The 25,691-nt window shown below is 43.3% G+C and carries 31 protein-coding genes and 1 other annotated feature; of the genes, 25 read left to right on the top strand and 6 right to left on the bottom strand.

Going from position 1 to position 25,691, the window contains the following annotated elements; all coding sequences use genetic code 11:
• Positions 1 to 4: 4 nt before the first annotated feature.
• From T487_RS0100950 to coaBC, 20 genes are all read left to right on the top strand, one after another.
• Positions 5 to 721, top strand: a complete 717-nt coding sequence (locus T487_RS0100950) for a DUF881 domain-containing protein (RefSeq protein ID WP_031572903.1) — start codon at positions 5 to 7, stop codon at positions 719 to 721.
• Positions 718 to 1,062 (top strand): small basic family protein, encoded by a 345-nt coding sequence (locus T487_RS0100945; protein ID WP_031572900.1) that lies wholly within the window; start codon positions 718 to 720, stop codon positions 1,060 to 1,062. The genes T487_RS0100950 and T487_RS0100945 overlap by 4 nt, the downstream gene beginning before the upstream one ends.
• Positions 1,049 to 1,771: a DUF881 domain-containing protein gene (locus T487_RS0100940; protein WP_081827496.1), complete on the top strand. Its 723-nt coding sequence runs from the start codon at positions 1,049 to 1,051 to the stop codon at positions 1,769 to 1,771. The genes T487_RS0100945 and T487_RS0100940 overlap by 14 nt, the downstream gene beginning before the upstream one ends.
• A gap of 12 nt (positions 1,772 to 1,783) precedes the next feature.
• Positions 1,784 to 2,449, top strand: a complete 666-nt coding sequence (locus tag T487_RS0100935; RefSeq protein ID WP_031572894.1) for a YggS family pyridoxal phosphate-dependent enzyme — start codon at positions 1,784 to 1,786, stop codon at positions 2,447 to 2,449.
• A gap of 18 nt (positions 2,450 to 2,467) precedes the next feature.
• Positions 2,468 to 2,929, top strand: coding sequence for a cell division protein SepF (locus T487_RS0100930; RefSeq protein ID WP_031572891.1), 462 nt, complete (start codon positions 2,468 to 2,470; stop codon positions 2,927 to 2,929).
• Positions 2,929 to 3,687 carry a YlmH/Sll1252 family protein gene (locus tag T487_RS0100925; RefSeq protein ID WP_031572888.1) on the top strand — a complete coding sequence of 253 codons (759 nt, stop codon included), beginning with the start codon at positions 2,929 to 2,931 and terminating at the stop codon, positions 3,685 to 3,687. The genes T487_RS0100930 and T487_RS0100925 overlap by 1 nt, the downstream gene beginning before the upstream one ends.
• Positions 3,688 to 3,708: 21 nt before the next feature.
• Positions 3,709 to 4,266, top strand: a complete 558-nt coding sequence (locus T487_RS0100920; protein ID WP_051651416.1) for a DivIVA domain-containing protein — start codon at positions 3,709 to 3,711, stop codon at positions 4,264 to 4,266.
• A 71-nt stretch (positions 4,267 to 4,337) separates the two neighbouring features.
• Positions 4,338 to 5,369 (top strand): 3-dehydroquinate synthase, encoded by a 1,032-nt coding sequence (locus T487_RS0100915; RefSeq protein ID WP_051651415.1) that lies wholly within the window; start codon positions 4,338 to 4,340, stop codon positions 5,367 to 5,369.
• A gap of 18 nt (positions 5,370 to 5,387) precedes the next feature.
• Complete coding sequence (gene aroF, locus T487_RS0100910; protein WP_423219160.1) at positions 5,388 to 6,167, top strand: 3-deoxy-7-phosphoheptulonate synthase; 780 nt, start codon at positions 5,388 to 5,390, stop codon at positions 6,165 to 6,167.
• Positions 6,164 to 6,610, top strand: coding sequence for a signal peptidase II (gene lspA / locus T487_RS0100905; protein ID WP_031572877.1), 447 nt, complete (start codon positions 6,164 to 6,166; stop codon positions 6,608 to 6,610). Before aroF ends, lspA begins: the two co-directional genes overlap by 4 nt.
• Positions 6,611 to 7,525: an RluA family pseudouridine synthase gene (locus T487_RS0100900; protein WP_031572875.1), complete on the top strand. Its 915-nt coding sequence runs from the start codon at positions 6,611 to 6,613 to the stop codon at positions 7,523 to 7,525. It begins immediately after the preceding gene.
• A gap of 150 nt (positions 7,526 to 7,675) precedes the next feature.
• Positions 7,676 to 8,218 carry a bifunctional pyr operon transcriptional regulator/uracil phosphoribosyltransferase PyrR gene (gene pyrR / locus T487_RS0100895; protein WP_031572873.1) on the top strand — a complete coding sequence of 181 codons (543 nt, stop codon included), beginning with the start codon at positions 7,676 to 7,678 and terminating at the stop codon, positions 8,216 to 8,218.
• 1 nt (position 8,219) lies between these two features.
• Positions 8,220 to 8,993 (top strand): exodeoxyribonuclease III, encoded by a 774-nt coding sequence (locus T487_RS0100890; protein WP_031572871.1) that lies wholly within the window; start codon positions 8,220 to 8,222, stop codon positions 8,991 to 8,993.
• A complete protein-coding gene (locus T487_RS0100885) occupies positions 8,993 to 10,129 on the top strand; it encodes a THUMP domain-containing class I SAM-dependent RNA methyltransferase (protein ID WP_031572869.1) in 1,137 nt (378 codons plus the stop codon). The genes T487_RS0100890 and T487_RS0100885 overlap by 1 nt, the downstream gene beginning before the upstream one ends.
• A complete protein-coding gene (locus T487_RS0100880; RefSeq protein WP_031572867.1) occupies positions 10,126 to 11,133 on the top strand; it encodes an asparaginase in 1,008 nt (335 codons plus the stop codon). Before T487_RS0100885 ends, T487_RS0100880 begins: the two co-directional genes overlap by 4 nt.
• 24 nt (positions 11,134 to 11,157) lie before the next feature.
• On the top strand, positions 11,158 to 12,036 hold the full coding sequence (locus T487_RS0100875; RefSeq protein ID WP_031572865.1) for a YicC/YloC family endoribonuclease: 879 nt from the start codon (positions 11,158 to 11,160) through the stop codon (positions 12,034 to 12,036).
• A gap of 10 nt (positions 12,037 to 12,046) precedes the next feature.
• Positions 12,047 to 12,322: an extracellular matrix/biofilm regulator RemA gene (remA, locus tag T487_RS0100870; protein ID WP_031572863.1), complete on the top strand. Its 276-nt coding sequence runs from the start codon at positions 12,047 to 12,049 to the stop codon at positions 12,320 to 12,322.
• Complete coding sequence (gene gmk / locus T487_RS0100865; protein WP_176758067.1) at positions 12,312 to 12,929, top strand: guanylate kinase; 618 nt, start codon at positions 12,312 to 12,314, stop codon at positions 12,927 to 12,929. Before remA ends, gmk begins: the two co-directional genes overlap by 11 nt.
• Entirely contained in the window at positions 12,929 to 13,144 is a 216-nt protein-coding gene (gene rpoZ / locus T487_RS0100860) for a DNA-directed RNA polymerase subunit omega (protein WP_376751687.1), read from the top strand. The genes gmk and rpoZ overlap by 1 nt, the downstream gene beginning before the upstream one ends.
• Before the next feature lie 2 nt (positions 13,145 to 13,146).
• On the top strand, positions 13,147 to 14,328 hold the full coding sequence (gene coaBC / locus T487_RS0100855) for a bifunctional phosphopantothenoylcysteine decarboxylase/phosphopantothenate--cysteine ligase CoaBC (protein WP_031572857.1): 1,182 nt from the start codon (positions 13,147 to 13,149) through the stop codon (positions 14,326 to 14,328).
• Between the two features lie 99 nt (positions 14,329 to 14,427).
• Here coaBC and T487_RS0100850 read toward each other — a convergent pair whose 3' ends face one another.
• From T487_RS0100850 to T487_RS0100830, 5 genes are all read right to left on the bottom strand, one after another.
• Positions 14,428 to 15,132, bottom strand: coding sequence for an ABC transporter ATP-binding protein (locus T487_RS0100850; protein WP_031572856.1), 705 nt, complete (start codon positions 15,130 to 15,132; stop codon positions 14,428 to 14,430).
• Positions 15,125 to 15,904, bottom strand: coding sequence for an ABC transporter ATP-binding protein (locus T487_RS0100845; RefSeq protein WP_031572854.1), 780 nt, complete (start codon positions 15,902 to 15,904; stop codon positions 15,125 to 15,127). The genes T487_RS0100850 and T487_RS0100845 overlap by 8 nt, the downstream gene beginning before the upstream one ends.
• A gap of 1 nt (position 15,905) precedes the next feature.
• The gene (locus T487_RS0100840; RefSeq protein WP_242847995.1) at positions 15,906 to 16,817 is read right to left on the bottom strand and encodes a branched-chain amino acid ABC transporter permease; all 912 of its coding nucleotides are present in this window, start codon (positions 16,815 to 16,817) and stop codon (positions 15,906 to 15,908) included.
• A gap of 20 nt (positions 16,818 to 16,837) precedes the next feature.
• Positions 16,838 to 17,722, bottom strand: coding sequence for a branched-chain amino acid ABC transporter permease (locus T487_RS0100835; RefSeq protein WP_031572848.1), 885 nt, complete (start codon positions 17,720 to 17,722; stop codon positions 16,838 to 16,840).
• A 66-nt stretch (positions 17,723 to 17,788) separates the two neighbouring features.
• Positions 17,789 to 18,952 (bottom strand): ABC transporter substrate-binding protein, encoded by a 1,164-nt coding sequence (locus T487_RS0100830; RefSeq protein WP_031572845.1) that lies wholly within the window; start codon positions 18,950 to 18,952, stop codon positions 17,789 to 17,791.
• 61 nt (positions 18,953 to 19,013) lie between these two features.
• Positions 19,014 to 19,250, bottom strand: a binding site (T-box leader).
• A 326-nt stretch (positions 19,251 to 19,576) separates the two neighbouring features.
• Here T487_RS0100830 and T487_RS0100825 point away from each other — a divergent pair.
• Complete coding sequence (locus T487_RS0100825; RefSeq protein WP_031572843.1) at positions 19,577 to 20,440, top strand: CHAD domain-containing protein; 864 nt, start codon at positions 19,577 to 19,579, stop codon at positions 20,438 to 20,440.
• A 24-nt stretch (positions 20,441 to 20,464) separates the two neighbouring features.
• Here T487_RS0100825 and T487_RS0100820 read toward each other — a convergent pair whose 3' ends face one another.
• Positions 20,465 to 21,118, bottom strand: coding sequence for a hypothetical protein (locus tag T487_RS0100820; protein ID WP_031572841.1), 654 nt, complete (start codon positions 21,116 to 21,118; stop codon positions 20,465 to 20,467).
• 222 nt (positions 21,119 to 21,340) lie between these two features.
• On the opposite strand from T487_RS0100820, the gene priA reads away from it, so the two are divergent.
• Genes priA through T487_RS0100800 form a run of 4 tightly spaced genes read left to right on the top strand, consistent with a single transcriptional unit; the run spans position 21,341 to position 25,689 of the window.
• Positions 21,341 to 23,530, top strand: a complete 2,190-nt coding sequence (gene priA, locus T487_RS0100815) for a primosomal protein N' (protein WP_031572839.1) — start codon at positions 21,341 to 21,343, stop codon at positions 23,528 to 23,530.
• Between the two features lie 14 nt (positions 23,531 to 23,544).
• Positions 23,545 to 24,057, top strand: coding sequence for a peptide deformylase (gene def / locus T487_RS0100810; RefSeq protein WP_051651414.1), 513 nt, complete (start codon positions 23,545 to 23,547; stop codon positions 24,055 to 24,057).
• Position 24,058: 1 nt separating this feature from the next.
• Entirely contained in the window at positions 24,059 to 24,997 is a 939-nt protein-coding gene (fmt, locus tag T487_RS0100805; RefSeq protein ID WP_176758066.1) for a methionyl-tRNA formyltransferase, read from the top strand.
• The gene (locus tag T487_RS0100800; RefSeq protein WP_031572831.1) at positions 24,997 to 25,689 is read left to right on the top strand and encodes a zinc metallopeptidase; all 693 of its coding nucleotides are present in this window, start codon (positions 24,997 to 24,999) and stop codon (positions 25,687 to 25,689) included. Before fmt ends, T487_RS0100800 begins: the two co-directional genes overlap by 1 nt.
• The last annotated feature ends 2 nt before the right edge of the window (positions 25,690 to 25,691 follow it).

The raw sequence follows: 25,691 nt of genomic DNA, 5'->3' as shown, positions 1-25,691 counted from the left end.
GAACATGAAGAAGAAAAATAATCAATGGATGGTTGCAGCAGTATTTCTGATACTGGGCTTTCTGCTTACCTATCAGTATCAGCAGAGACAGGAACCTGTTCGAACGTTAACCATAGAAGAAACAGAACTGCTTCTTCAGGAAATAGCCTCCTTGGAAGGTGAAAAAGAGGCGCTTCTTCAAAAGAATCGTGAACTTCTTCAGGATGTGAAAAATTTTGAGACAGCAGCTGCGTCTTCCAGTGAAGCCCATACGCTGCTAAAAGAAGAACTGGACCGTTCAAGGCTTCTCCTCGGCATGGTGGATACCAAAGGACCTGGGATTGTGATGACACTCAGACCTACAGATGCCAGCCTGAATCCTCAGACCTTTAATTATCTGACAGACCTGGAGCTGATCTATTTGGTTAATGAACTGAAGTTTGCGGGAGCGGAGGCCATTAGCATCAATGACAAGCGAATATCCATACAAACTGGGATCCAATCCAGTTCCAACAACAGCTATATTCTTGTGAATGATGAGAAGGTCTCGCCACGGGATGAGGTTATCATAAGAGCGATTGGTGATCCTGAAAAACTGAAGGGGGCCATGGCTTTTCAAGGAGTACTCTCCTACTACGCTCTGGAGTTTTATGATATCAGATTTTATGCTGAAGATCATATACTCATTCCAAAGTATAGTAAAGCTTATAGAACAGACAGTATGGAGGAGGTGCATCCATGATAGTAATTTTGGGACTGCTTCTGGGGATTTTCCTTGGACTGTCATTGAATATTAAAATCCCTGATGTTTACAGCATTTATGTGGCAGTAGCAATTCTTGCTTGCTTCGACTCTGTCATTGGAGCATGGAAGGCTTACCTCGCACATAATTTCAATCAGATGATTTTTCTTTCCGGTTTTTTCGGTAATGGTATCATTGCAGTTGTTCTTACTTATTTTGGTGACCAACTCAGCATCCCCATGTATCTTGCCGCAGTAATTGTATTTGGCAGCAGAATCTTCAACAATTTTGCGGTAATCAGACGAATGCTGCTCGAACGGTATTTTCATGAAGAGGCATAGAGTAAGCGTGTTCTTGGGTTCTGTTGTCATCGGCTTGGGTCTTTCGGTCATGGTGTCACTGGTGGCAGGCAAGATGAACCTTTATAAAGTGGAAATGGATCAGGGGGACAAGGTTGAGCTTAGGAATAACCTTCGAAGTGAAATTGAGAGATTGAAAGAAGAAAATTTCAACTATGAACGAAAACTGGATGGTTATAGGGAGAATGTGGAAGACTATGAAAACATCTATGAGGAGCTGAAACTGGAGTACAATAGAAACAGCAGGTTGCTCGGTTATGAAATCGTCCAGGGAGAAGGCATTATCCTCACGATGAGAGACGGAGAAGCAAAAGAATCTGAAATTCCAGGATCCATGGAAAGCTGGCTTAGAATCATACATAATGAGGATATGCTGAAACTTCTCAATGAGCTTAATCTGCATGGTGCTGAAACCATTGAAATTAATGGGGAGAGGGTTACTGAGACTTCAGAAATTTTTTGCAGCGGAGCGTTCATTTCCATCAATGGAGAAAAACTACCTGCACCGTTTGTTCTGAAGGTGATAGGAGACAGAGCACTTCTTGATCCGTATACTGCAAATGAATACAACCAGATTTCCAATCTGAAGCATAGAGGCATTGAAATCAATTTAGAGAAACGTCCGATTATGACATTGGATGGTTCCATTGAGGAAATATATCCATTATATCTAGATGAATTAAATGAATAGGAGGCGTGCTTATTGTCAAATATCAGCAAAAACTTAGAAGAAATCAGAAGCACACTGAAGGACAATGTGACATTGGTTGCCGTTTCAAAAACAAAATCGGCAGAAGAGATCATGGAAGCTTATAAAGAAGGGATCCGTGATTTTGGTGAGAATAAAGTACAGGAGCTGGAAGAAAAATACGAGCTTCTGCCAAAAGACATCCGTTGGCATTTGATCGGGGGTCTGCAAACCAATAAAGTGAGAAAAATAGTAGGCAAGACATATCTGATCCAATCCTTGGACCGGGAGTCCCTGGCTCTCGAAATCAATAAGAGGGCAGAGAACAAAGGGATTCTCGTAGATACGCTGATAGAGGTGAATATTGGCGAAGAGCCTCAAAAGGCCGGAATTCTTACTGAAAATCTAGGAGAGTTCATTACTCTTTTAGGAGAACTTAAACATATCAGAGTCAAAGGCCTCATGGCCATCATCCCTCAAGGAAGTGAAGAGGAAAACCGGAACTACTTCCGGAAGATGCATGAGCTTTTTGAGAAACTGGCAGAGATCAAACAGGAACGCTTCTCCATGGAAGTGCTTAGTATGGGTATGTCCATGGATTATATGACGGCGATGGAAGAAGGATCAAATATGATTCGAGTTGGCACTGGAATTTTTGGCGCTAGAAACTATACGGTTTAATTATAGGAGGAAAGAAAAATGGGAAAGATGTTAAGCTCAATTAAAAACATGATGGGTTTTGAAGACGAAGAACTTTATGATGACTATGATCAGGAAGAGTATGAGGAAGAAGAGATGGAAACGCCAAAGGAAAGCTATTCTGTTTTAGGCAGAAGAAGAGAGCAGAAAGAGGTTAACAAAGTGGTGAACCTCCATGGCGGACAGACAAAGGTCCACATCATCAAGCCTAACACCTTTGATGAGGCACCGCAGATTTCTGACAGCCTAAAAGCCAATAAGATTGTTGTTGTAAACACCTCAGGGCTGGAACCACGTACCGCTCAGAGACTTCTGGATTTCATTGCCGGATCTACCTATGCTCTTGGCGGGGATCTTCAGGAAGTGGAGAATGGGGTTTATGTTCTATCACCTTCCACGGTGGAAGTTTCCAGAGAAGCAAAGGAAGAGAGTTCACTTAAAGGACTTCTCAACTGGAAGTAATGGATAAACAAAGCTTTGTAAGGGCTTTCAGCAATGAGGACACCTTTAGAATGGCAAAGCTTTATGAGGCCTTGGAAAGAGCAAGAAACTACGACTTCCCCTTTGTTGTAGAAGAATTCTACACTCCCCTAGTGTGGAGTACAGTAGAAAAGATGAAGGAGTTTAGCAATATCACAGTTCTAGGAGAAGAGTTTCTGGAACGAAGAGTCTTTTCTGTGAACTGGGAAGGAGCATCTCCATTGAAGATTGTGGAGATTACGAACCTCCAGCCTGCGATAAAGCTTGAGCACAAGGATTACCTGGGCGCTCTTTTAGGATTAGGTATCCAGAGAGAAAAGTTTGGGGATTTGTTTGTGCATCAGGATGTGGCTTATGTGCTTGTTTTTGAGGAAATGGGTTCTTATGTGACAGAACATCTTTATGGTGCAGGAAAGTGTGCAGTAGAAACAAAGCTTTATGACTATGAGGATAAAGTGAAGGAGCTTATGCCTTCACTCCAGAAATTTGAGGCAGTTGTTGCTTCGAAGAGAGTGGATGTGATTGTTGCAGAGCTCGCAAAGACATCCAGAGGAAAGGCAGTGGAGCTGATTGAACGGGGTCTTGTACTGCTTAACTATCAGGAATGCAAAGAAAAATCAAAAGAGCTGAAACCAGAGGATACTCTGACCATAAGACGGAAAGGGAAATTCAAGATTGGAGAAGTGCTGAAAGAAACACAAAAAGGCAACTTAAGAATGGAATTCTATAAATTTTTATAGCAGTAAGAGGAGGGCGTGGACATGAAGATAACACCAGTGGAAATTACCAACAAAGAGTTTAAAAGAACCATGAGAGGGTACAGTACAGATGAAGTGGATGAGTTTTTAGATGAAGTCGTGGAGGATTTTGAAGCTCTATATAGGGAAAATGCCAGTCTGAAAGATAAGCTGGAAGCATATAATGAAAAAATTCAACATTATGCGAGCCTGGAAAAGACGCTGCAAAGTACGCTGGTACTCGCACAGAATACTGCTGATGCAACGAAGATTCAAGCTGAGAATGAAGCACAGCACATTCTTGAGAATGCAAAAGAAAAAGCCCAGGCAATTATTGAAAATGCAAATCGGGAAAATGAGATGCTAAAAAGAGAATATGAAAAATACCGAATGGACTTTGGGAATTTTAAAATGCGTGTCCTCAGTTTTCTAGAAGGTCAGATGAGTTCATTCAAGACAAATTCTGAGGAAATTGAAAAAGGGACCTTAGGCTCCAGCTCGATGCAGGTTTCAGGTATTACACCAAAAGACCTCTTTGAAGAGGAAGAGGCTGCTGAGCTGTTCGAAGATGTTCAAGGATGATTAAGGAGAAAGAGACTTTGAAATAAAGTCTCTTTTCTTGTGAAGGAAGATTTCCTGTGATAAGATAACTTTTGAAAGGACTGAGGAGCATAGAAGATATATTTCAAAAAGAACACATAGAGTTCTGTTCATCTGTAAAGAGCACTTTGGAAAGACTTCCAGAAAGGGCTCTATTTGTTGTGGATCGGAATGTGTTTGACTGCTGGTCAGAACTTAGGGAGCACATACAAGGTAAAAAAGTCTATCTGCTTGACGCATCGGAATCAAAGAAGACACTGGAGGAGACGGAAAATCTCTATGAGTTCCTCTTCCGGCATCAGAGTGTAGAGCCTCTTGTTGCCATTGGCGGTGGTATTACAGGGGATCTGGCTGGATACGCATCTGCAACCTTCAAGAGAGGAATTCCTCTGATTCTCATTCCTACGACACTGCTTGCCATGTGTGACAGTACAGTAGGAGGGAAATGCGGTGTGAATTTTAAGGGTGTGAAGAACTATATCGGCACATTCAAAAAGCCAGATGAGATATTCATCTGTACAGAGTTTTTGGATTCTCTATCAGAGAGACACCTGAAAAGCGGCATGGGCGAAATCTTAAAATATGGCTTAATCGGAAAGGAACCAATCCTTCAGCTTCTGGAGAAGGAAGATTCATTGCGGAGTCTCCACGGGAGAACCTATGTTGAGATGGGACTGAAGATCAAGATTGAGGCTGTATCTCAGGATTTTTATGATCAAGGCCAGCGGAATGTGCTGAATTTCGGACACAACATCGCCCATGGTCTTGAGGCGGTTTATCCGGAGATTTTTACCCACGGAGAGGCCGTGGCGTTGGGACTCCTAGCAGAGCTGAAACTCAGTGAGGCGTTACTGGGGCTTGGCAGTAACCTTCGTATGCAAACACGGTCCATCATGGAGAAGTTTGGTATGGTTACTGCGGTAGCCGATTTATCTGTGGATAAACTTTTGGACTACATCAAAAAGGATAAAAAGAATGATGACAATCTACGTTTCACGCTGTTACGTGAAGCGGGTTGTCCGGAAATCAAGCAAAGCGTGACAGAAGAATGGATTCGCTCTGCTGTGCTGGAGATTATGGAGTAAGAGATGATACAAAAGAGTATGGATTTATCAAAAGGTAAAGTTAATATCAATATTGGCGAGAAGGTGCTTGGAGAAGATCTTGTGGTTTTTTCAGGGCCTTGCTCGGTGGAGAATCTGGACACAATGAGGAATATTGCCACAAAGCTGAAAGCGTTAGGGGTAGATGTTCTGAGGGGCGGTGCATTTAAGCCCAGAACATCGCCTTATGATTTTCAGGGATTGAAAGAGGAAGGGCTAGAAATCCTTAAAACCATCAAAAAAGAGTTTGGGTTCGTGATTTCCACAGAGATACTGGATGTCCGAGATCTGGAAAAAGCAGAGGGGTTCGTGGATCTGATTCAGATTGGTTCCAGGAACATGTATAACTATGTGCTTCTTGAGGAAGCGGGAAAGCTTGGCAGACCCGTCATACTGAAGAGGGGGTTCAGCGCCACGGTGTCAGAGTGGGTCAGTGCTGCAGAATATATACTGAATACAGGCAATGAAAAGGTAATTCTCTGTGAACGTGGAATCAGAACCTTTGAAACGACCACAAGAAACACAATGGATCTCAACTCAGTTGCTTACCTCAAAGAGAACTGCAGGCTGCCAGTCCTTGTGGATCCAAGCCATGGGACAGGAGTTCGATCTTTGGTGAAGCCTATGGCTCTTGCAGGGATTATGGCAGGGGCAGATGGGCTGATGATTGAAAGTCACATTGCGCCAAACGAGTCCATCTCGGATGCGCAGCAGACCATCTCGATGGAAGTGCTGGAAGAAATAATGAAGACATCGAAAGAGTTATGGAGGTACAGATGATTTATTTGATTTTTATTTTGGGTATGCTGCTGGATTATGTCACTAAAATCTGGGCCATTGGCACCTTGAAAGGACAGCCCGATATCACAGTCATTGAAGGATTCTTTGATTTCTCCTACCTGGAGAATAGAGGGGCTGCCTTTGGGATTTTTCAGGGAAGAGTCTATCTTCTGGCATTTGTCACTGTAATTATCATGGCGGTGCTTTTTGTGATGTATCAGAAAACCAAGAAGAAAACAAAGCTTCTGACCATCAGTACAGCTCTGATAATGACAGGAGCCATCGGGAACCTCATTGATCGGCTCCGATACGGATTTGTTGTGGATTTCATCTCCTGGCACTGGAAAAACACCTATTATTTCCCCACATTCAATGTGGCAGATATCTGCATCACTGTTGGTACAGGGCTTCTTATTCTTTATATCATAAAGGAAGTGGAATAAGTGGAAGAAATACAGTATCTCGTGGAGGCTGAAAAAGAAGGACTCCGCTTGGATGTGTACCTTCGTGAGAATCTGCTTGATCTTTCAAGATCCTATCTCCAGAAGCTCATAGAAGACGGATGCATCTCAGTAGAGGGCAAAATCAGAAAATCCTCCTATAAAGTCAAGTCTCATGAGCGGATCCTTGTGGAGCTGCCAGAACTAAGTGAGCTGGAGGTTACCGCAAAGAACATCCCTCTCCGGATTCTATATGAGGATGAGGATCTGCTTGTGGTGGATAAGGAAAAAGGTATGGTGGTTCACCCTGCCGTGGGAAACTACCATGATACCTTGGTAAATGCGCTGCTCTACCATGTGAAAGATCTTTCCGGCATCAATGGTGTGCTGAGGCCTGGGATTGTACACCGGATTGATAAGGATACCACGGGAATACTGGTTGTTGCTAAAAATGATCAGGCCCATGGCTATCTGTCCAGTCAGCTGAAGGATCACAGCATGATCAGAAGATATTATGCTTTGGTACATGGTAATGTGAAACAGGAAGAAGGCACTGTGGATGCACCCCTTGGAAGATCTAAGAATGACCGGCTCAAGATGGGGATTGTTCCAGATGGAAAACGGGCAGTGACCCATTACAAAGTCATCCGGCGCTATAAGGGATATACGCTCGTTGAGGCTTCTCTTGAGACAGGTAGGACTCATCAGATCAGAGTTCATATGGCCTCCCTTCATCATCCTTTGGTAGGAGATTTTACCTATGGTCATAAGAAGGACTCCGTGAAAGGTCAGCTCCTTCATGCCGCTGTCCTAGGTTTTCAGACGCCTCAGAAAGGGTTTTTGATGTTTCACACGCCAGTTCATAGGGAATTCAAAGAGTTTCTGGTGAAATTACATCGAATGGACAAGATAAAATAAACAAAAGATGAACAAAGTTAATGAAGTGTGAACAAACCCTGGTCTTTGACTGGGGTTTGTTAGTATAATAAAAGATAGTATATTGGCAGAATGCCGGATAAAAATAAAAGGTGGTGTCATTTCCGGAAGCTTTTGCTTTGCGGAAGAACTATGGAGTTTAAAGCAGCATTATTAGATGAAAAAGCCATTGAAAGGGCACTTGTGAGAATTGCCCATGAAATTGTTGAAAAAAACAAAGGAGTCCAGGACTTGGTCCTTGTGGGCATTAAAAGAAGAGGTGTTCCTCTGGCTGAAAGAATTCGTGAAAACATTCTAAACTTTGAAGAGGTATCTCTTCCTGTTGCCAGTGTGGATATAACCCTTTATCGGGATGATTTGGAGGAAGACTATGAGAGTCCCCAAATCAAAAATGATGTGATCGAAGTTTCCATCAAGGATAAAAAAGTTGTTCTGGTGGATGATGTCCTTTTTACAGGAAGAACAGTGCGGGCTGCACTGGATGCCATCACTGCTAATGGAAGACCAAGAAGCATTCAGCTCGCTGTCCTCATTGACAGGGGTCACCGGGAACTTCCCATTCGTGCAGATTATGTGGGTAAAAATGTGCCTACTTCAAGAAATGAAATGATCAAAGTAATGCTCGAAGAGATTGATGGAAAAAATGCTGTGGAAATATACACAAAGGAAGGGTAGCATGAAAATAGTATCATGGAATGTCAATGGCCTTAGGGCAATCATGAAAAAAGGCTTCAGAGAAAGTGTGATAGAGCTTGACCCTGATGTTCTGTTTCTACAGGAAACGAAAATGCAGGAACATCAGCTGGTAGAGGAAATTCTTCTCAAAGACCTGGGGTACACCTTGACTATGCATTCAGGAGAAAGAAAAGGGTATTCCTCTGTGGCGGTCTATACAAGAATCCCTGTGGATGAAATCATCAAAGGTTCAGGAATACCTGAATATGATGTTGAGGGAAGGGTTTTGCAGGTGAATGTGGGAGACCATGCGATCTTCGGTATTTACTTCCCCAATGGTGGCCGTGGTGAAGAAAGATTGGCCTACAAGATGAAGTTTTATGAGGATCTTCTTGTGAAGTTTGATTCTCTGAAGGAGAATGGCAAGAAAGTCATCGTAACAGGAGATTTTAATGTTGCGCATGAGGAAATAGATCTGGCAAATCCCGAGTCCAACAGAAAAACCTCAGGGTTTCTGGATATTGAGAGGCAATGGTTTAGGAAGCTGTTGAGCCATGGTTACGTGGATGTCTACAGGCAAGAAAATCCGGAAAAGGTAATCTATACCTGGTGGGATCAGCGGTTTAGAGCGAGAGACAGGAATGCCGGTTGGAGAATAGATTATTTCGTTGTTTCTGAAAACACGCTTCCCGAGATTACAGAAGTGGAAATCTACAACCATATTATGGGGTCAGACCACTGTCCTTTATCTCTGACACTTAAAGGAGAGCAGTAATGGAGTACACACTCATCGCCACTTGTGCCTTCGGCATAGAAAAGATATTGTCCAATGAACTGAAAGCTTTGGGATACGACGACTTACATGTGGAAAACGGAAAAGTAGAGTTCTATGGAGACGAAATGGATATTGCCATATGCAACATTCATCTGAGAACAGCAGAACGAGTATTGATCAAACTGGCTGAATTTAAAGCGGAGTCCTTTGAAGATCTTTTTCAGGGTACAAAAGCAGTGGATTTTGGCAAAATCATCCCCGTGAGCGGTAAAATGCATGTAACGGGTAAATCCGTGAGAAGCAAGCTCTATAGTGTGCCGGACTGCCAGAGCATCGTTAAGAAAGCTGTAGTGGAGTCCATGAAAAGAACTTATGACCGGGAACAGTTTGCTGAGACCGGTGCTGTGTTTAAGATTGAAATCGGTCTTTTAAAAGATTTAGCCACACTTACACTGGATACCTCTGGTGAAGGACTCCACAGACGAGGCTACAGAGAACATTCAGGAAAAGCCCCTCTGAAAGAGACACTGGCGGCAGCCCTTGTGCTGATCTCCGGCTATGATGGAAATCGGCCTCTTATAGATCCTTTTTGCGGTTCAGGAACAATACTCATTGAAGCGGCTATGATCGCGAAAAATATGGCGCCCAATATGGAGCGGAATTTCGTGTGTGAGACCTGGCCAAGTTTCCCAAAGGATATTTTCCCGCAAGTGCGTGAAGGAGCCAGAAGTCAGATCAAGGATATCAAATTTCCAATCACCGGGTATGATATTGATACTTATGTCCTCTCCACAGCGAAGATGAATGCCAAAAAAGCGGGTGTGTTCAAACACATTTATTTCCTGCCTTCTGACTATATGAAGCACAGATTCACAGAAAAAGATGTGACCATCATCACCAATCCTCCTTATGGGGAACGTCTTCTGGAGGATGAGCATGTAAGAATGCTCATGGAGAAAATGGGAAGAGACAAAGCGGTCCATGAAGACTATGAAATGTTTATCCTCACTGCTTTAGAAGGATTTGAAAAGACATTTGGAAAGAAAGCCCATAAGAACAGGAAACTGTACAATGGAAGAATTCAAACATATCTCTATCAGTATTTTGCAGAGAAGAAAAAAGAGGCGGATGTATGAAGAAAATTGTAGTGATATTCAACGGCGGCACAATCTCCATGAAAGTAGATCCAAAAATCAAAGCAGCAGTTCCTTCCCTTACTGGGGAGGAAATCATGCATATGGTCACTGGCATTGAGAAACATGCGGAAGTCAAGTCCTATAATTTCAGTTCATTTCCCAGTCCTCATATGACCATGGAGAAGATGATGGAGTTGAGGTCTTTCACTTTGAGGGTCATGGAAGAGGATAATCCGGATGGCGTTGTGATTACCCATGGAACCGATACATTAGAAGAAACAGCATTTCTCTTTGATCTGACCATTGATACTGAAATGCCCATTGTCTTTACCGGCGCGATGCGTTCCGGATCGGAACTGGGGTATGATGGTCCATCTAACCTCGCACAATCCATTGTCACCGCTTCTTCCAAAGAGTCCAGAGGGCGTGGTGTGCTTGTGTGTCTCAATGGCGAACTCAATGCGGCACAAGAAGTCACCAAAACAAACTCCCTCTCCCTTAATGCATTCCGAACTCCCTCATTTGGACCTCTTGGGATTGTAGACAACAATAGAGTCATTTATTACAGAAGCAATGATGTAAGACAGGTGGAACACATAGATACGCTGGAAACGGCAGTGGCTCTGGTGAAAACCGCAGCAGGTATGGACTCCTCCTATCTGAAGTTTCTCACAGACCAGGGAATGAAAGGAATTGTCATTGAAGCCTTTGGACGTGGCAATGTGCCTCCCCAGATGGTGGAAGGAATTCGGTATGCGCTCTCTAAAGGGATCCATGTGGTTATTGTATCCAGATGCTATGAAGGGAGAGTATATGGAAGTTATGGTTATGAAGGTGGAGGTAAACATCTGAGAACCATGGGCGTCATCTTCGGGGATTCACTCCCCGGACAAAAAGCAAGAATCAAACTCATGGTAGCGTTGTCCCTGTATGAAAGAAGAGAAGATGTGAGGGACTGGTTTGAAAAAGACCTATATATGGAAGACAGTGAGTGGAGCAGTTAGACCTATGATGTTTGGAGGTGTGCTATGATAAAGAGTATGACAGGGTTTGGCAGAGGAATGGCCGAAGACGAGAAGAGAAGTTTTCTGGTGGAAATGAGAGGTGTGAATCACAGATACCTTGATTTTTCTATCCGTATGCCCAAGAGTCTGATGTCTCTTGAGGATAGAGTCCGAAAAGAGATCTCAAAGGTGATTTCCAGAGGTAAGCTGGATGTGTTTATCACCTACAGAAATTATGCTAAAGAAGATTTGGCGGTTCAGACCAATCTTCATCTGGCGAAGGGGTATGTGGATGCGCTGAACTCCATTAAGGATTCCTTCTCCCTAAAAGATGATATCTCTGTTTCACTGGTCTCCAGATTTCCGGATGTGATCTTTACAGAGGAAAAAGAAGAGAATATAGAGGAAATCTGGGCGCTTCTTGAAGAAGCAGTGAGGGAGGCCTCACTAAAGATGCTGGAAATGAAAAAAGCTGAGGGCACATCTCTGAAAAATGATATGCTGCAGAAGAAAGAAGGCATCATTGCTCTGGTGGATAAAATCAGGGAGCGAGACAAGCTGGTGATTCCTCTTTACAAGGAAAGACTGGAAAAGAGAATTGAAGAGCTTCTGGAAAAAGTGCCGGTGGATGAATCAAGATTGGCGTTGGAAGTTGCCATGTATACCGACAAGGCGAGTATTGATGAAGAGCTGACAAGGCTTTCTTCTCATATGGAGCAGCTGGAGAACTTTCTCAAGGAAGAGGAGCCCGTGGGTAGAAAACTGGATTTCCTTGCCCAGGAGATGAATCGGGAAGCAAACACCATGGCATCTAAGTCTGTTGATATTGAGATAACCAATGTCGTTCTTTCCATCAAAAATGAGATTGAGAAAATAAGAGAACAAATGCAAAATATTGAATAGAGGTGAGAAAATGAACATCCGCTTAGTGAATATTGGTTTTGGGAATATCGTTTCTGCCAATAAAATTGTTGCCATTGTATCACCAGAATCAGCACCAATCAAAAGAATCATTCAGGAAGCCAGAGAACGTGGGATGCTGATTGATGCAACCTACGGCAGAAGAACCAGAGCAGTGATTGTGACGGATTCAGACCATATTATCCTGTCTGCTGTTCAACCAGAGACTGTCGCCCATAGACTTGAAACCAAAGAAGACGTGATTGATGAGGTAGGTATTGATGAGTAGAGGACTTCTCCTGGTGATATCAGGACCCTCAGGTGCAGGGAAAGGCACTGTTTGTGACGCATATAAAAAGCACTGTCAGAATCATGTATGGAATTCTGTGTCCATGACGACACGGGCACCGCGTGTAGGGGAAGTGCATGGGGAGAGCTATTTCTTTGTCTCCAAGGAAGAATTTCTAAAGAGAATTGAAGAGGATGCTTTTCTTGAATATGCTGAGGTATATGGCAATTATTACGGAACACCAAGAAAAGAAGTGGAGGAGAAGCTGGCAGAAGGATTTGATGTCATTCTTGAGATTGATATTCAGGGAGCACTGAATGTTCAGGAAAACACATCAGAAGGAATTTTTATTTTTATCCTGCCCCCTTCCATGAATGAACTGAAAAAGAGAATCATCGGAAGAGGCAGCGAAACTCCTGATTCTTTGCTTACAAGGTTCAAGTCTGCCTACAACGAGATCAACTATGTTTCCAAGTACAACTATGCCATCACCAATCACACGGTGGAACAGGCATACAGCGACCTCATGTGCATTGTTCGCGCAGAACGTTGCCGAGTTACCCGAGTAACCAATGAAATTTTAACCTTAAAGGAGGAAGAATTATAATGAGCTCATTAATTGAACCATCCGTAACAGAACTGCTGGAAAAGGTGGAGAACAGGTATAGACTTGTCACCCTAACATCCAAAAGAGCAAGACAGATCATCGATGGACAGGAACCACTGATTCCTGTGACCAGCGTGAATCCCCTTACTGTGGCTGTCAATGAAGTCAATGCGGGACTGATAGAATATGAAACCCTTAAAGACGGTGTGAAATAGTCATGAAAAATGTAGTGGTGGGTGTAACTGGTGGTATCGCCGCTTATAAAGCATTGGAGCTGGTCTCTTTGCTTCGTAAGCAAAACATCAATGTGGATGTGGCGATGACAAAATCCGCACAGGAGTTTGTCACACCTCTGTCTTTTCAGAGTCTCAGTCAGAATCCAGTCATCACAGATATGTTTGATGAACCAAAGGCATATGAAATTGCTCATATTTCTTTAGCAAAAAAAGCAGATGTGTTTGCTGTGGTTCCCGCTACAGCGAATATCATCGGTAAACTGGCCCATGGCATTTCAGATGATTTTATTTCCACATCTGTCATGGCTACCCGGGCAAAGGTTCTGATTGCACCAGCAATGAATACAAATATGTACAGCAATCCTATGGTTGTTGAAAATATGAACAAACTGAAATCTCTGGGCTACACTTTTGTCAGTCCAGGTCAGGGAAGGCTCGCATGCGGTGATGTGGGAGAAGGAAAACTCGCATTGGTTCAGGATATTTTCATGGAAATCATGGCGCTGCTGTATCCAAGGAAAGATTTCGCTGGGAAACGTGTGCTGGTGACCGCAGGCGGCACAGAAGCGCCACTGGACCCTGTGAGAGTTCTTACAAACAGATCCTCTGGGAAAATGGGGATTGCAATAGCAGAGGCCCTTCTTGAAAGAGGAGCGGAAGTCACTCTGATCCATGGTCATGTGACTGAGGAGCTGCCCCGAGGAGTTCAGTCTATAAAAGCACTGACAAATGAAGCCATGGCCAAGGCTCTTCAGGAAAGGTTTTCTGGTGCTGATGCTGTGATTATGGCGGCAGCGGTCTCAGATTACAAAGTGAAGCAATACGCTACAGAAAAGATCAAAAAATCTGGAGAAACGCTTCATCTTGAACTTATCAAGGATCTTGATATTCTGAAGAGTCTAGGAGAGCAGAAAGCTCAGCAGATTCTTGTTGGATTTGCAGCGGAATCTGAAGATATAGAAAAGAATGCTCTGGAAAAACTGAAGAAGAAGAATCTGGATCTTATCTGCGCCAATGATATTTCTCATGGAAAAGTATTTGGAGAAGATCAGAATGAGGTGACCCTTTACCATAAATCTGGCGATATTATCCCATTGGGAAAACTATCCAAAAGAGAGACCGCCGATCAGATTCTCGATGAGGTTCAAAAACTGTTTCACTAAATATCCGTGGAGCTGGAAAGCCTCATGGCAGCATACAGATGAAAGTATATGCTTTATATTAAAACACCCTCTGATTGAAAATCAATCAGAGGGTGTTTTTTATCCGCCCAAGTATGCTTTCCGGATTTCATCCATAGCCAGAAGATCTTTAGAAAACCCTTCCGTCTCTACGGTGCCAGTTTTTATGATATAGCTTCGTTTGGATATTTTTAGCGCAAGATTTGCATTTTGTTCTACCAAAAGAATGGTGGTGCCTTCCTCATTGATATTTTTGATAATCTCGAAGATCTCATGAACAATGATTGGGGCGAGACCCATGGATGGTTCGTCCAGAATGAGCAGCTGAGGTTTTGAGAGGAGGCCTCTTGCGATGGCGAGCATCTGCTGTTCTCCGCCTGAAAGAGTTCCTGCTATCTGGTGTTTTCTTTCGCGAAGTCTTGGAAACAGCAGATAAGCTTTTTCAAAATCCTTTTGAACCTGAATTTTATCTTTTCGTGTGATGGCTCCCAGTTCCAGGTTTTCTTCCACGGTCATTTTAGGGAAGACACGTCTTCCCTCAGGGATATGGGAGATGCCCTTTCGAACGATGGCAGAGGAAGATACTTTGGAAAGATCTTCGCCCAGAAGGAGGATATTTCCGGACGTCTTTTTTTCGAGGCCGGATATGGTCCGAAGAGTAGTGGTTTTCCCTGCACCGTTGGCACCGATGAGAGAAACGATTTCTCCTTTGTGGACTTCAAGAGACAGATTTTTCAGTGCTTCTATGGCACCATAATGCACAGAAAGATTTTCCAGCTTAAGCAATATTCTCACCTCCAAGATAGGCTTTGATCACTTCAGGATGGACCTGTATTTCAGCAGGTGTCCCTTGAGCAATGAGATTCCCATAGTCAAAAACAAACAGATCATCACAAAGATTCATCACAAGTGACATGTCATGCTCTATGAGGATGACAGAGAGCTGGAAGGTTTCCTTCACCCATTTGATGAGCTCGGTGAGTTCTTTTGTTTCTTGAGGGTTCATGCCTGCAGCAGGTTCGTCTAGAAGCAAAAGACTTGGTTTTGAAGCCATGGCACGTGCGATTTCCAGTCTTCTCTGATCTCCATAGGGAAGATTTTTAGCTTTTTCATCACATTTGTCTGCCAAGTTGAAAATTTTAAGAAGAGCCATTGCTTCTTCTACAGCTTTTTCTTCACCCGTGAAAAAAGGAGTAAGCCTGAAGAGGGCAGAAAAAACACTGTAGTTCAAGTTGGGATGGTTGCCAAGAAGAACATTCTCGAGAACTGTCATCTCCTTAAAAAGTCTGATGTTCTGAAATGTCCTTGCAATCCCGTGAGAAGGCATCTTCTGTGGTTGGATGGATTTCCCGGTAACAGTATCCTTCAGATGATATATAATCTTTCCGGAGGAGGGGGTGTAGATTCCTGTAAGCAGATTGAAAAAAGTGGTTTTTCCTGCACCATTCGGCCCGATGATTCCAGTAATGCTGTCTTTTCGGACGGAAAGGTTCACATCCTTTACGGCCTTGATGCCGCCAAATTCTTTTGTAAGACCTTGTACTTCCAAAATTTTCATTTTATGCCTCCTTCCATACTTTTCGAAACAGATTTTTCAGGATGTTCTGAGGTTTGTACACCATCATAATAAACAGAATCACGGCATATATCACCATTCTGAGTTCTGGGATTCCTTGTAAGGACAAGGAAAGAAGTGATAAAACCACAGCGCTGATCACGGAGCCTTTGATGCTGCCAAGACCCCCTAATACAACAATGACGAGAATATCAATAGACTTCATAAAGCCAAAAGAGTCGGGTCTGATGAAATAGAAATAATTTGCGTAAAGTGCTCCAGCAATGCCTGCGAAGAAAGCACCCATGGAAAATACAAGAATCTTATAACGGCTTACCGGAACGCCCATGGCAGTGGATGCCAGTTCATCTTCTTTGATCGAGAGGACAGCACGGCCGTGATAGGAATGGATGAAGTTGTGAATCACAAGGATGGTGAAAAGAACCATACTGTAGAGCCAGGGCCAGTTGGTATACCTTGGGATGTCATTGAGACCCATGGCACCTCCGATATATTTTGAATTTAGTCCCACAATACGCACAATTTCTCCGAATCCTAGAGTGGCGATGGCCAGATAGTCGCCTTTCAGCCGTAGAGTTGGTATGCCGATGAAAAGTCCTGCCGCAGCTGCTGATAAAGCTGCTCCAAGGATTCCCAGGGAAAAAGGCAAGTCAAACTTTACAGTAAGAATTCCAGATGCGTAGGCACCTATAGACATGAATGCAGCATGGCCCAGTGAGAACTGACCTGTGAATCCTGTGATGAGGTTCAAACTCACCGCAAGGATGATGTTGAGTCCAATACTGACAAGGTTCAGGAAAATATAGGAGTCAATGATTCCTGCTTTCATCAAAAGATCCACCAGAAGATATCCTGCGGCTATGAATGCTGCTGTGACCATATTTTTTTTCGTCATAATTTTTCTCATGTTATCACCTATACTTTCTCTTGTGTGTTTTTGCCAAGAAGCCCTGAGGGTTTTACCAACAAGAAAACAATAAGAATGAAGAAAGCCACAGCATCCTTGTACAAGGAACCTCCGAAAGCGCTCACTGCCGTCTCAACAATACCGAGGAAAAAACCTCCAAATACCGCTCCAGGAATAATGCCGATTCCGCCGATTACAGCAGATACAAAGGCTTTCAGCCCAGGAGTGGCTCCCATGAGGGGATTGATGGTACTGTAATATACACCAATGAGAACACCGGCAGCTCCTGCCAGAGAGGAACCGATGAAAAAAGTGTAGGAAATGGTCTGGTTCACATTAATGCCCATCAGTTCAGCTGCATCCCGATCCTGAGATAGAGCACGCATGGATTTTCCCATCTTTGTGAACTTCGTCAGGTACATCAGCAAAAGCATCATGATGAGGGTGATGAAGATGATGTAAAAACTCTTGATATCAATAAGGGCTCCTGTGGAGAAAAGATCGATTTGCTTCGATGGGAGGAGATCTTTATAGGTTCTGCTTTCAGGACCCACAAAATACATCATGCCATACTGCATAAACAGGGATACAGCAATGGCTGTAATGAGTGCTGAAATCCTTGTTCCGTTTCGCAATGGTTTGTAGGCAACCTTTTCAATGACCATACCCAGCACACCACTTAAGACCATTGCCAATAGAAGAGCTGGCAAAAAGGGAAGACCCAATACACTGGTGAGATAGAGGCCGATATACGCGCCGACCATGAGCACTTCACCATGAGCGAAGTTGATCAGGTTGATGACTCCATAGACCATGGTGTATCCTAATGCGATGAGCGCATAGATACTGCCAAGAGAAATGCCGTTGACTGCCTGTTGTAGTAATTGTTCCAAAATATTTCCCCCTTAGTGAAAAGACGCAAGCTGCCTAAAAAGGCAGCTTCAGCATCTGAATGTTTTTTATGGTTCCTGTTTCATCAAATAGGTTGGGACGCCATCTTTGACTTCAAGGATTGTAACTGCTTTGATTGGGTTATGGAACTCATCCATGCTGAGTGTACCAGTGATGCCTTTGAAGTCCTTTGTAGAAGCCAAAGCAGCTGTAAGTTTCTCACGGTCTGCCTCTCCAGCTCTTTCCAGTGCATCTGCTACCATATAGGCCATGTCATATCCAAGGGCATTGAATGCATCAGGATCTTTGCTGAATTCTTTGTTGAAGGCATTCTTGAATGTTACGACTTCTGGAGAGGTGTCACTAGAAGAGTAATGGTTTGAATAATAGGTTCCATTTAAGTTCTCTGCACCAGCAATTTCAACAAGCTTTGGTGAGTCAAAACCATCTGCGCCAAGCACAGGCACATCAAGACCCAATTCTCGAGCTTGTTTGATGATCAGACCTACTTCTTCATAATATCCTGGAACAAAAAGGACATCCGGATTTGCAGCTTTGATGTTGGTGAGCAGTGATTTAAAATCAGTTTCTTTCGCCTGGTAAGCTTCTTCTATCAGAATCTCTCCACCTAAGGCACTATAGGTATTGCTGAAAGCATCGGTGAGACCTTGGCTGTAATCGGAGGTATTGTCTCTTAATACAGCGGCCTTCAATAGACCCAGTTCTTTCGCAGCGAAGTTTGCCATAGTAACTCCCTGGAAGGAGTCGCTGAAACATGTTTTAAACACATACTGTCGCACACCGCCTTCTGCATTCAGTGTCACATCATCTGCGGTAGAAGAGGCAGAGATGAGTGGCACTTTGTTTTCTTCTGCGGCAGGCAGCGCTGATTTCACATTACCTGAAGTGGCAGGTCCCAGAATAGCTACAACCTTATCACGGGTGGCAAGTCTGGAAGAGACATTGGCAGCTTCTTCCCCTGAAGACTTGTTGTCTGCTTTTACCAGCTCAATTTGCTTTCCAAGGACTCCGCCATTGGCGTTGATTTCCTTCACGGCAAATTCGATTCCCTCCACAAGGCTTGTTCCATAGGTGGATACATTACCAGAGAGTTCATAGTTAAGACCTAGTTTAACGGTGTCGCCATCACTGGATGATCCACTGGCGGCACAGCCGGATAAGAATAATACGGATAAGAGCGATGCGGTAAATAACTTCAGTTCTTTTTTCATTTGTTTCCCTCCGAAATCATAATAAATTGTATAAAAAAACCTCTATCATGTCCTTTGACATAATAAAGGTGCTTTAGCACGGTACCACTTTACTTTTGCAGATTCCTCGCAGAGTCTGCCTCATCAGGTTCAAATAAACCCTAACCCTTTAACGCTGGTATGCGTCATTACTTAATAAGCTTACTGTTCGGTAATGAAATTCAGAAGTGATAAGCTGCTATAGAGGTTTGTATCGGCTTTCAGCATCCCCGACTCTCTGTGACAATTTCTATAGTGCAGTCTTCCTCAATATTTTTAAATTATTGATTTTTTTGTGAACTTGTAAGGATATTAACATTCTGATAACAACAAGTCAAATATAATTTCAAATTTTTTAAAGAACCAGAGGATTATTAACGATATAATGATGTTGAGTGTAATCGATTTGCATTCCAAAACAGAGAGTACAAACCTTTTCATTTTTCTGCAAATTAAAAACAATTTAAAATTATGAATGAAATATTAATAATGTCACATTTTTCGTTGAACCTGTTGTTTAGCTTCGCAACAAAGCAGCGAAATGGCTGTCGGTTTGGTGAAAAACTGGCATGACACTTTGAAACGCGCTGAGGAGGTGTGAGTTTCATGACTCGAAATCAGTCTCTTGAGAAGTTCTTCTATCAAGCAAAAAAACTCTCTAAAGATGCCCATGGGCTGCTCCTTCTGTGTCTGGAAGGAGATCAGTGGACGGAAGATGAGGATAAAATCCATGATTTAAGGGTGATTCTAAGGCAGCTCTTATCCATTCATGAATTCTATGAACCGATGCTTCGCTTAAAAGGCAATCAGAAAATAAAGAAAAACTACCAGCTTTTACTGAGGTCACTTGGACCCCGAAGAAAAGCAGATGTATTTACGAAGCTCTTTTGCGAATTTGAAGTGTACTGCGAAGAAAGCGGCAAGAAAATGGGAGATGAAGGAGAGAAGGAGAGAATACTTCTTTCTGTTTTACAGAACGCTCGAAAGAAGAAAGAACTTTATGAGGATACATTTCAGTTCAGAATGTTTTTCTACAGAACGGTCTCAGGGTATTACCTTAATTCACAGTCCATCGTGAAAAATAATAAAGGATCCATGGAGGACCGAGAGAAGGAGTTTATTGTGAAGCGTTTTGATCATCTTCTGAAAAAACAAAAAAAGCTTGAAAAACAAGCCAGAACAGGAGAAGATGAAAAAATCCATAAATTGAGATTAAATGGGAAGATCATCTCTTATAATATGATTTTTTACAAAGAGCTTCTTCCGCCAGAGAGGTTGAAGGAAGCGGACAGATTGAAAAAACTTCATGATGTCACAGGAAAACTCCACGACTTGGAAGAAATCCGTTTGGTGACAAATAAGATAAGGAAGAATAGAGGAAATCGGAAATACTTGGTGCAAATGCTGCGGTTCTACGAAGGAGAAAAAGAGAAGTATTTCATAAAATTCCTGAAACTACTAGAGAATTAAAAGTCCTGGTTTCCCAGGGCTTTGTCAATAAGAATCCGGATCCACAAGGATGATAGAGCTTGAAGTACCCTGTAAAGGGTAACTTTCACGGATGGGACCCGTGAAGACGACAAAAACGCGGTCGCCGCTTTTCAGTAGACCAGTATTGCTCTCCAGACCAAAGGGATAGTAGGAGCCCTCTGGAACTGAAACAAGGATTTCTGTATCCTGACCGTACCCTGGCAGATTGCCTTTGAGGTGGACTGTTCTGGTGATACCCTGACCTTGATCAAGAACGCCGATTACTTCAGCTTCCATGTTTAGAGGGAGATTTTGAGTATCCAGAACTCTGACTTTCAGCGCAGTACCTTGGGCAGGATAACTGGTTCTGATTTCGGGGCTGCTCTCAATTTCCACATACATGCCTCTCTGCAGTTCCGTGGGTTCGATCACTTGATCATTTTTTAGAATGCGAAGGTCTTTCGCTAGAGAGAATGCTGTCACAGCAGAGGACGACTCTTGTGATCGTTCAAACTGCCCATCCACCAGAAGTGTCATGAGTCCGTCATGGTGTGTATGGATGACAATCCCTCTATATATGATGGAATCATCAGGCCCCATCGCTCTAGAAACAGAATACAGTGTACCAAGGAGGAGAAGCAGAGAAAGAAGCATGTATTTTTTTGTGGCCTTTTTCATAATAACACTCCTCGTATCCTATATTTGACCCCATAGTGATCGATTCATAGTTCAATAGGGACATCCTGATGATTTCAGATGGTACTTCATTATACTCATAAAAATGCCAGGATGGAGTAACAGATTCTTTACAGACAGGAGAGAAGCAGAGGCGTTCTTAGAATCTTGGAACCATGAAGTGAAAGGTGTTATAATAGATGGGTTGAACAAGGGGGTGGGAAGTTGAAAGTAGCAGGAATTATCATCAATCATGAGGCGTTGGCTACAGATCGGATCTATACATACGGTATACCTGAAAAGGTGAATTTGAAAATCGGTCAGAAAGTGCGTATTCCCTTTGGGCTAGGCAATAGGAAACTGGAAGGCTTCGTTGTATCACTCAATGATGATGAAGATTTGGCATATGACAAGACAAAAATGAAAGAAATTTTTTCCGCAGAACCTGAGGTGTACTTTGAGGAAGAAGATCTTCAGATTATGGATGAAATCAGGAAGAACTATATGGCTACCTATCTGGATGTGATCAAACTGATGATTCCCCGAGGAATCCTTCAGGGGATGAAGCATAAAATGAGTGAGAATCTTTATACAATCTCCCCTTTGGGACCTAAATATCAAAAAAGTCCTTATATGGAGATTTATGCTGAAGTGGATAAACAGCCAGGGAAGTTTATAAAAGCGGATCTGGTTCGGCAAGGGTTCTCCTTGAGTTCCGTGAATACTCTGATCCGTCATGGTTATATGGCCGTTCTGAGTGAAAAAGACTACCGCTATAACGTAGAGGAATATGAGAATTATGAAGAACGAACCCTTAATGAAGAACAGAGGGTTGCTGTGGAGACCATAGATAAAAAAGAGGGAACCTACCTTCTTCATGGCATCACTGGATCTGGTAAAACAGAAGTGTTTATGGAGCTCATCCGAAGGTGTCTACTAAGAGGAGAGGATTCCATTGTTTTACTGCCGGAAATCAGTCTGACACCTCAAATGATAGAAAGATTCAAGGGGAGATTCGGAAAAGAGATTACCATCTTTCATTCCAGACTGAGTGATGGTGAACGATATGATGAATGGCACCGGGTGAGGGCTGGAAAGGTGAAAATCGCCATTGGAGCAAGATCTGCGCTGTTTCTTCCCTTCCGGAATCTCAAAATGGTTATTGTGGATGAAGAACATGAAACCACTTATAAATCTGAGATGAGTCCCAAGTATAATGCGAAAGAAGTAGCGAAACTCATGATGGAGAAGAAGGAAGGGCGGCTTGTACTGGCATCAGCCACACCTTCTGTGGAATCTTATTATCAGGCAAAAGAAAATAAACTGACTCTCATATCACTGACCAGACGCGCAACAGAAGGGGAGCTTCCAAAGATGGAAGTTGTGGATATGCGTGAAGAGCTTCTCAGTGGCAATCGGACTATTTTTTCCCGTACACTTACGAAAAAAATGGAAGAGGTTCTGGAGAGAAAGGAGCAAATGATTCTTTTCCTCAACCGAAGAGGATTCTCTACCTTTGTGTCCTGCAGATCCTGTGGGTATGTGTTCAAGTGCGGCAGCTGTGATATCAGCATGACCTATCACAAAGACAACTCTCTCATCTGCCATCAGTGCGGTGCCAGAAAGTATCTTCCTAAAACATGTCCCAGCTGTCAGTCCAAGTACATCAAGCAGTTTGGCACAGGTACTGAAAAAGTCGAGGAAGCCATTAGAAAAATGTTCCCAGAGGCCAAGGTGCTGAGAATGGACAGGGATACCACAAAACACAAAGCAGCCTATGAGAATATGTACCAGAATTTTAAAAACAATGATTGTGATATCCTCATTGGTACTCAGATGATCAGTAAAGGACTGGACTTTAAGGATGTGACCCTTGTGGGAATACTGGCAGCAGACCTTTCGCTGAATCTTCCTGATTTCCGCTCCTCGGAGAAAACTTTCCAGCTGATTACACAAGTGGCGGGACGAGCAGGAAGAGGAGATAAAAAGGGAGAAGTGGTGATTCAGACGTACAGTCCGGAGCATTTTGCGGTGGAACATGCAAAAACCCATGATTATGAAGGTTTCTATGAAAAAGAGATCCTCATGCGAGAAGCTCTGAAAAATCCACCATTCACGAAGATTTTTCATATGGTGTTTACCTCTGAAGATGAAAAACTTCTGAAGGAAAAAGTTATGGAGATCGGTGAACGTTTAAGAAATTTTTTGAAGAAATATGATACTATCATTTTACTGGGACCCAGTCCCTGTATGATATCAAAGATCAAAAACAGCTACAGATGGCAAATGATTCTGAAAGGTGATTTTTCGCCGGACAGTCAGGAAAGCATCAGGCTTTTCGTTCAGAATGAGATGAAATCTGTTTATAAAACAATTAAAGTCAGTTTGGATATCAATCCCAACAGTATGATGTAAAAAGGAGAAAAAAGATGGCATTACGAGAAGTTAGACATGTACCAGACAGTGTGTTAAGAAAGGTGGCAAAGCCAGTTACGGAAATGACCCCAAGACTGAAGACGCTGATAAAAGATATGTATAATACAATGGATTATGAGGATGGAATCGGATTGGCAGCACCACAGGTGGGAATTCTCAAGAGAATCTTCACCGTGGGCATTGGTGACATCCGGTTGGCTTTTGTGAATCCTGAAGTGCTGGAGTCAGAAGGAGAGTATCTGGATGTGGAGGGGTGTCTTTCCATACCGGGTGAAAACGGGGTAGTGAAGAGACCTACCTACGTGAAGGTGAAAGCCATGAATGAAGAGGGGAAGCATTTTATCATCGAAGCGAAGTATCTTCTTGCACGGTGTATTCTTCATGAACTGGATCATCTGAATGGTGTGCTTTTTACCGATAAACTGGAAGAGGTGGAGGAAGACTTCGAACCTGAAGAACAGGTAGAAGACCTTCTGATTTCTCTTACCTATTCCGATGGTGAGTAATATGATGAAGATCATTTTTATGGGCACGCCGGACTTTTCTGTTCCGTCTTTGAAAACTCTCGACGAAAGATATGGGGTCTCGCTGGTGGTGACACAGCCGGATAAGGAAAAAGGCAGAGGGAAGAAGGTCACATTTCCGCCAGTGAAAGAAGAAGCGGTGAAAAGAAACATTCCTGTAAGACAGCCTGTAAAGCTCAGAAATGACAGAGCGCTTATTGAGGAAATGAAAAGCATAGCACCGGATTTCATCATTGTGGTGGCATATGGACAAATTCTCAGTGAAGAGATTCTGGCGATTCCAAAGTATGGCTGCATCAATCTTCATGCAAGTTTATTGCCTAAGCTGAGAGGAGCAGCTCCTCTGAATTTTGCGCTCATTGAAGGACACAAGGAAAGCGGAGCGACAACGATGCTCATGAATAAAGGACTGGATACGGGGGATATGCTTCTCGTCCGCAAGGTAGATCTGTCAGAAAAGATGAATGTGGAGGAGCTCCATGACAGAATTTCCGAGATGGGGGGAGACCTCCTTGTGGAGACCATGGAAGGACTCCTGAGTGGCTTTGTGAAGCCACAGCCTCAAAAGCATGAGGAATCCACTTATGCGCCCCTCATAACTAAAGATCTTCAGCTGATTCAATGGGACAAACCCTCATATGCAGTTCACAACCTTGTAAGAGGCCTGTCGCCAGTTCCTGGAGCATTCTCCTATGTGGATGGACAGAAAGTGAAAATCCTTGAGACCGAAGTGATGGAGGGTGCAGAGGGTGCACCTGGAGAAATCCTGAAGGTGTCCAAAGAGGGAATCATTGTGGCAACGGGAGAAGGACAGATCAGAATAGTAAGGCTGCAGTATCCTGGAAAGAAACCCATGAATGTTCGCGATTTCTTAAATGGAAATACAATTTCTGAAAAATATTTTAAAAGGAGTGAAGACTGATGCCATTTACCTTTGGATTTGACCCAACATTTTTTCTGCTCATTCCAGCGATGATATTGACCATATATGCTCAAAGTAAAATACAGAGCACATACAATATATACAGACGGGAAGGTCTTAGAAGCGGAATGACAGGCGCTCAGGTTGCTAGAATTGTTCTGGACCGGTCAGGTCTTCAGAATGTTGATATTGAGATGGTGAGAGGAAATCTTACGGACCACTACGACCCAAGGTCGAAGGTGCTGAGGCTCAGTGAAGAAGTCTATTCAAAGCCTTCCATCGCTTCTGCTGGCGTAGCTGCCCATGAAGCGGGTCACGCCATTCAGGACCAGGAAGACTATGGTCCGCTGAGACTTCGTGCATTTATGGTGCCTTTTGCCTCCATTGGTTCCAGGTTCTCCATGATCATCATCTTAGCGGGACTGCTTTTTGAAATGTTCAGCCTTGTGGATCTGGGCATCGTTCTCTTTTCTCTCGTGGTTCTTTTTCAGCTTTTCACACTGCCAGTGGAGTTTAATGCCTCCAGCAGGGCCCTTGCGGTTCTTGGGGAGTATCACATCCTGGCGGAGGACGAGGTGCCTAAAGCCAAGAAGGTTCTGGATGCCGCAGCACTCACCTATGTGGCAGCTGCGTTCTCCTCTATCATGACACTGATCCGGCTTCTCGTAATCCGTGATCGAAGAAGGGATTAAGG

Source organism: Proteiniclasticum ruminis DSM 24773 (genome assembly GCF_000701905.1).
GTDB classification, from domain to species: Bacteria; Bacillota; Clostridia; order Clostridiales; family Clostridiaceae; genus Proteiniclasticum; species Proteiniclasticum ruminis.
Note: the sequence above shows the minus strand (reverse complement) of the source record. Positions and strands in the feature narration are given on the sequence as shown.

Bases quoted from the DNA above. Each gene is read 5' to 3' on its own strand.
- T487_RS0100820 (WP_031572841.1), bottom strand. From the start codon at position 21,118: ATGAAAAAGGCCACAAAAAAATACATGCTTCTTTCTCTGCTTCTCCTC.
- fmt (WP_176758066.1), top strand. From the start codon at position 24,059: ATGATGAAGATCATTTTTATGGGCACGCCGGACTTTTCTGTTCCGTCT.
- T487_RS0100950 (WP_031572903.1), top strand. From the start codon at position 5: ATGAAGAAGAAAAATAATCAATGGATGGTTGCAGCAGTATTTCTGATA.
- T487_RS0100840 (WP_242847995.1), bottom strand. From the start codon at position 16,817: ATGACGAAAAAAAATATGGTCACAGCAGCATTCATAGCCGCAGGATAT.
- T487_RS0100890 (WP_031572871.1), top strand. From the start codon at position 8,220: ATGAAAATAGTATCATGGAATGTCAATGGCCTTAGGGCAATCATGAAA.
- T487_RS0100920 (WP_051651416.1), top strand. From the start codon at position 3,709: ATGAAGATAACACCAGTGGAAATTACCAACAAAGAGTTTAAAAGAACC.
- rpoZ (WP_376751687.1), top strand. From the start codon at position 12,929: ATGAGCTCATTAATTGAACCATCCGTAACAGAACTGCTGGAAAAGGTG.
- pyrR (WP_031572873.1), top strand. From the start codon at position 7,676: ATGGAGTTTAAAGCAGCATTATTAGATGAAAAAGCCATTGAAAGGGCA.
- T487_RS0100885 (WP_031572869.1), top strand. From the start codon at position 8,993: ATGGAGTACACACTCATCGCCACTTGTGCCTTCGGCATAGAAAAGATA.
- T487_RS0100830 (WP_031572845.1), bottom strand. From the start codon at position 18,952: ATGAAAAAAGAACTGAAGTTATTTACCGCATCGCTCTTATCCGTATTA.
- aroF (WP_423219160.1), top strand. From the start codon at position 5,388: ATGGATTTATCAAAAGGTAAAGTTAATATCAATATTGGCGAGAAGGTG.
- T487_RS0100825 (WP_031572843.1), top strand. From the start codon at position 19,577: ATGACTCGAAATCAGTCTCTTGAGAAGTTCTTCTATCAAGCAAAAAAA.
- T487_RS0100875 (WP_031572865.1), top strand. From the start codon at position 11,158: ATGATAAAGAGTATGACAGGGTTTGGCAGAGGAATGGCCGAAGACGAG.
- T487_RS0100925 (WP_031572888.1), top strand. From the start codon at position 2,929: ATGGATAAACAAAGCTTTGTAAGGGCTTTCAGCAATGAGGACACCTTT.
- coaBC (WP_031572857.1), top strand. From the start codon at position 13,147: ATGAAAAATGTAGTGGTGGGTGTAACTGGTGGTATCGCCGCTTATAAA.
- T487_RS0100880 (WP_031572867.1), top strand. From the start codon at position 10,126: ATGAAGAAAATTGTAGTGATATTCAACGGCGGCACAATCTCCATGAAA.
- T487_RS0100845 (WP_031572854.1), bottom strand. From the start codon at position 15,904: ATGAAAATTTTGGAAGTACAAGGTCTTACAAAAGAATTTGGCGGCATC.
- T487_RS0100930 (WP_031572891.1), top strand. From the start codon at position 2,468: ATGGGAAAGATGTTAAGCTCAATTAAAAACATGATGGGTTTTGAAGAC.
- T487_RS0100940 (WP_081827496.1), top strand. From the start codon at position 1,049: ATGAAGAGGCATAGAGTAAGCGTGTTCTTGGGTTCTGTTGTCATCGGC.
- def (WP_051651414.1), top strand. From the start codon at position 23,545: ATGGCATTACGAGAAGTTAGACATGTACCAGACAGTGTGTTAAGAAAG.
- remA (WP_031572863.1), top strand. From the start codon at position 12,047: ATGAACATCCGCTTAGTGAATATTGGTTTTGGGAATATCGTTTCTGCC.
- lspA (WP_031572877.1), top strand. From the start codon at position 6,164: ATGATTTATTTGATTTTTATTTTGGGTATGCTGCTGGATTATGTCACT.
- T487_RS0100945 (WP_031572900.1), top strand. From the start codon at position 718: ATGATAGTAATTTTGGGACTGCTTCTGGGGATTTTCCTTGGACTGTCA.
- T487_RS0100800 (WP_031572831.1), top strand. From the start codon at position 24,997: ATGCCATTTACCTTTGGATTTGACCCAACATTTTTTCTGCTCATTCCA.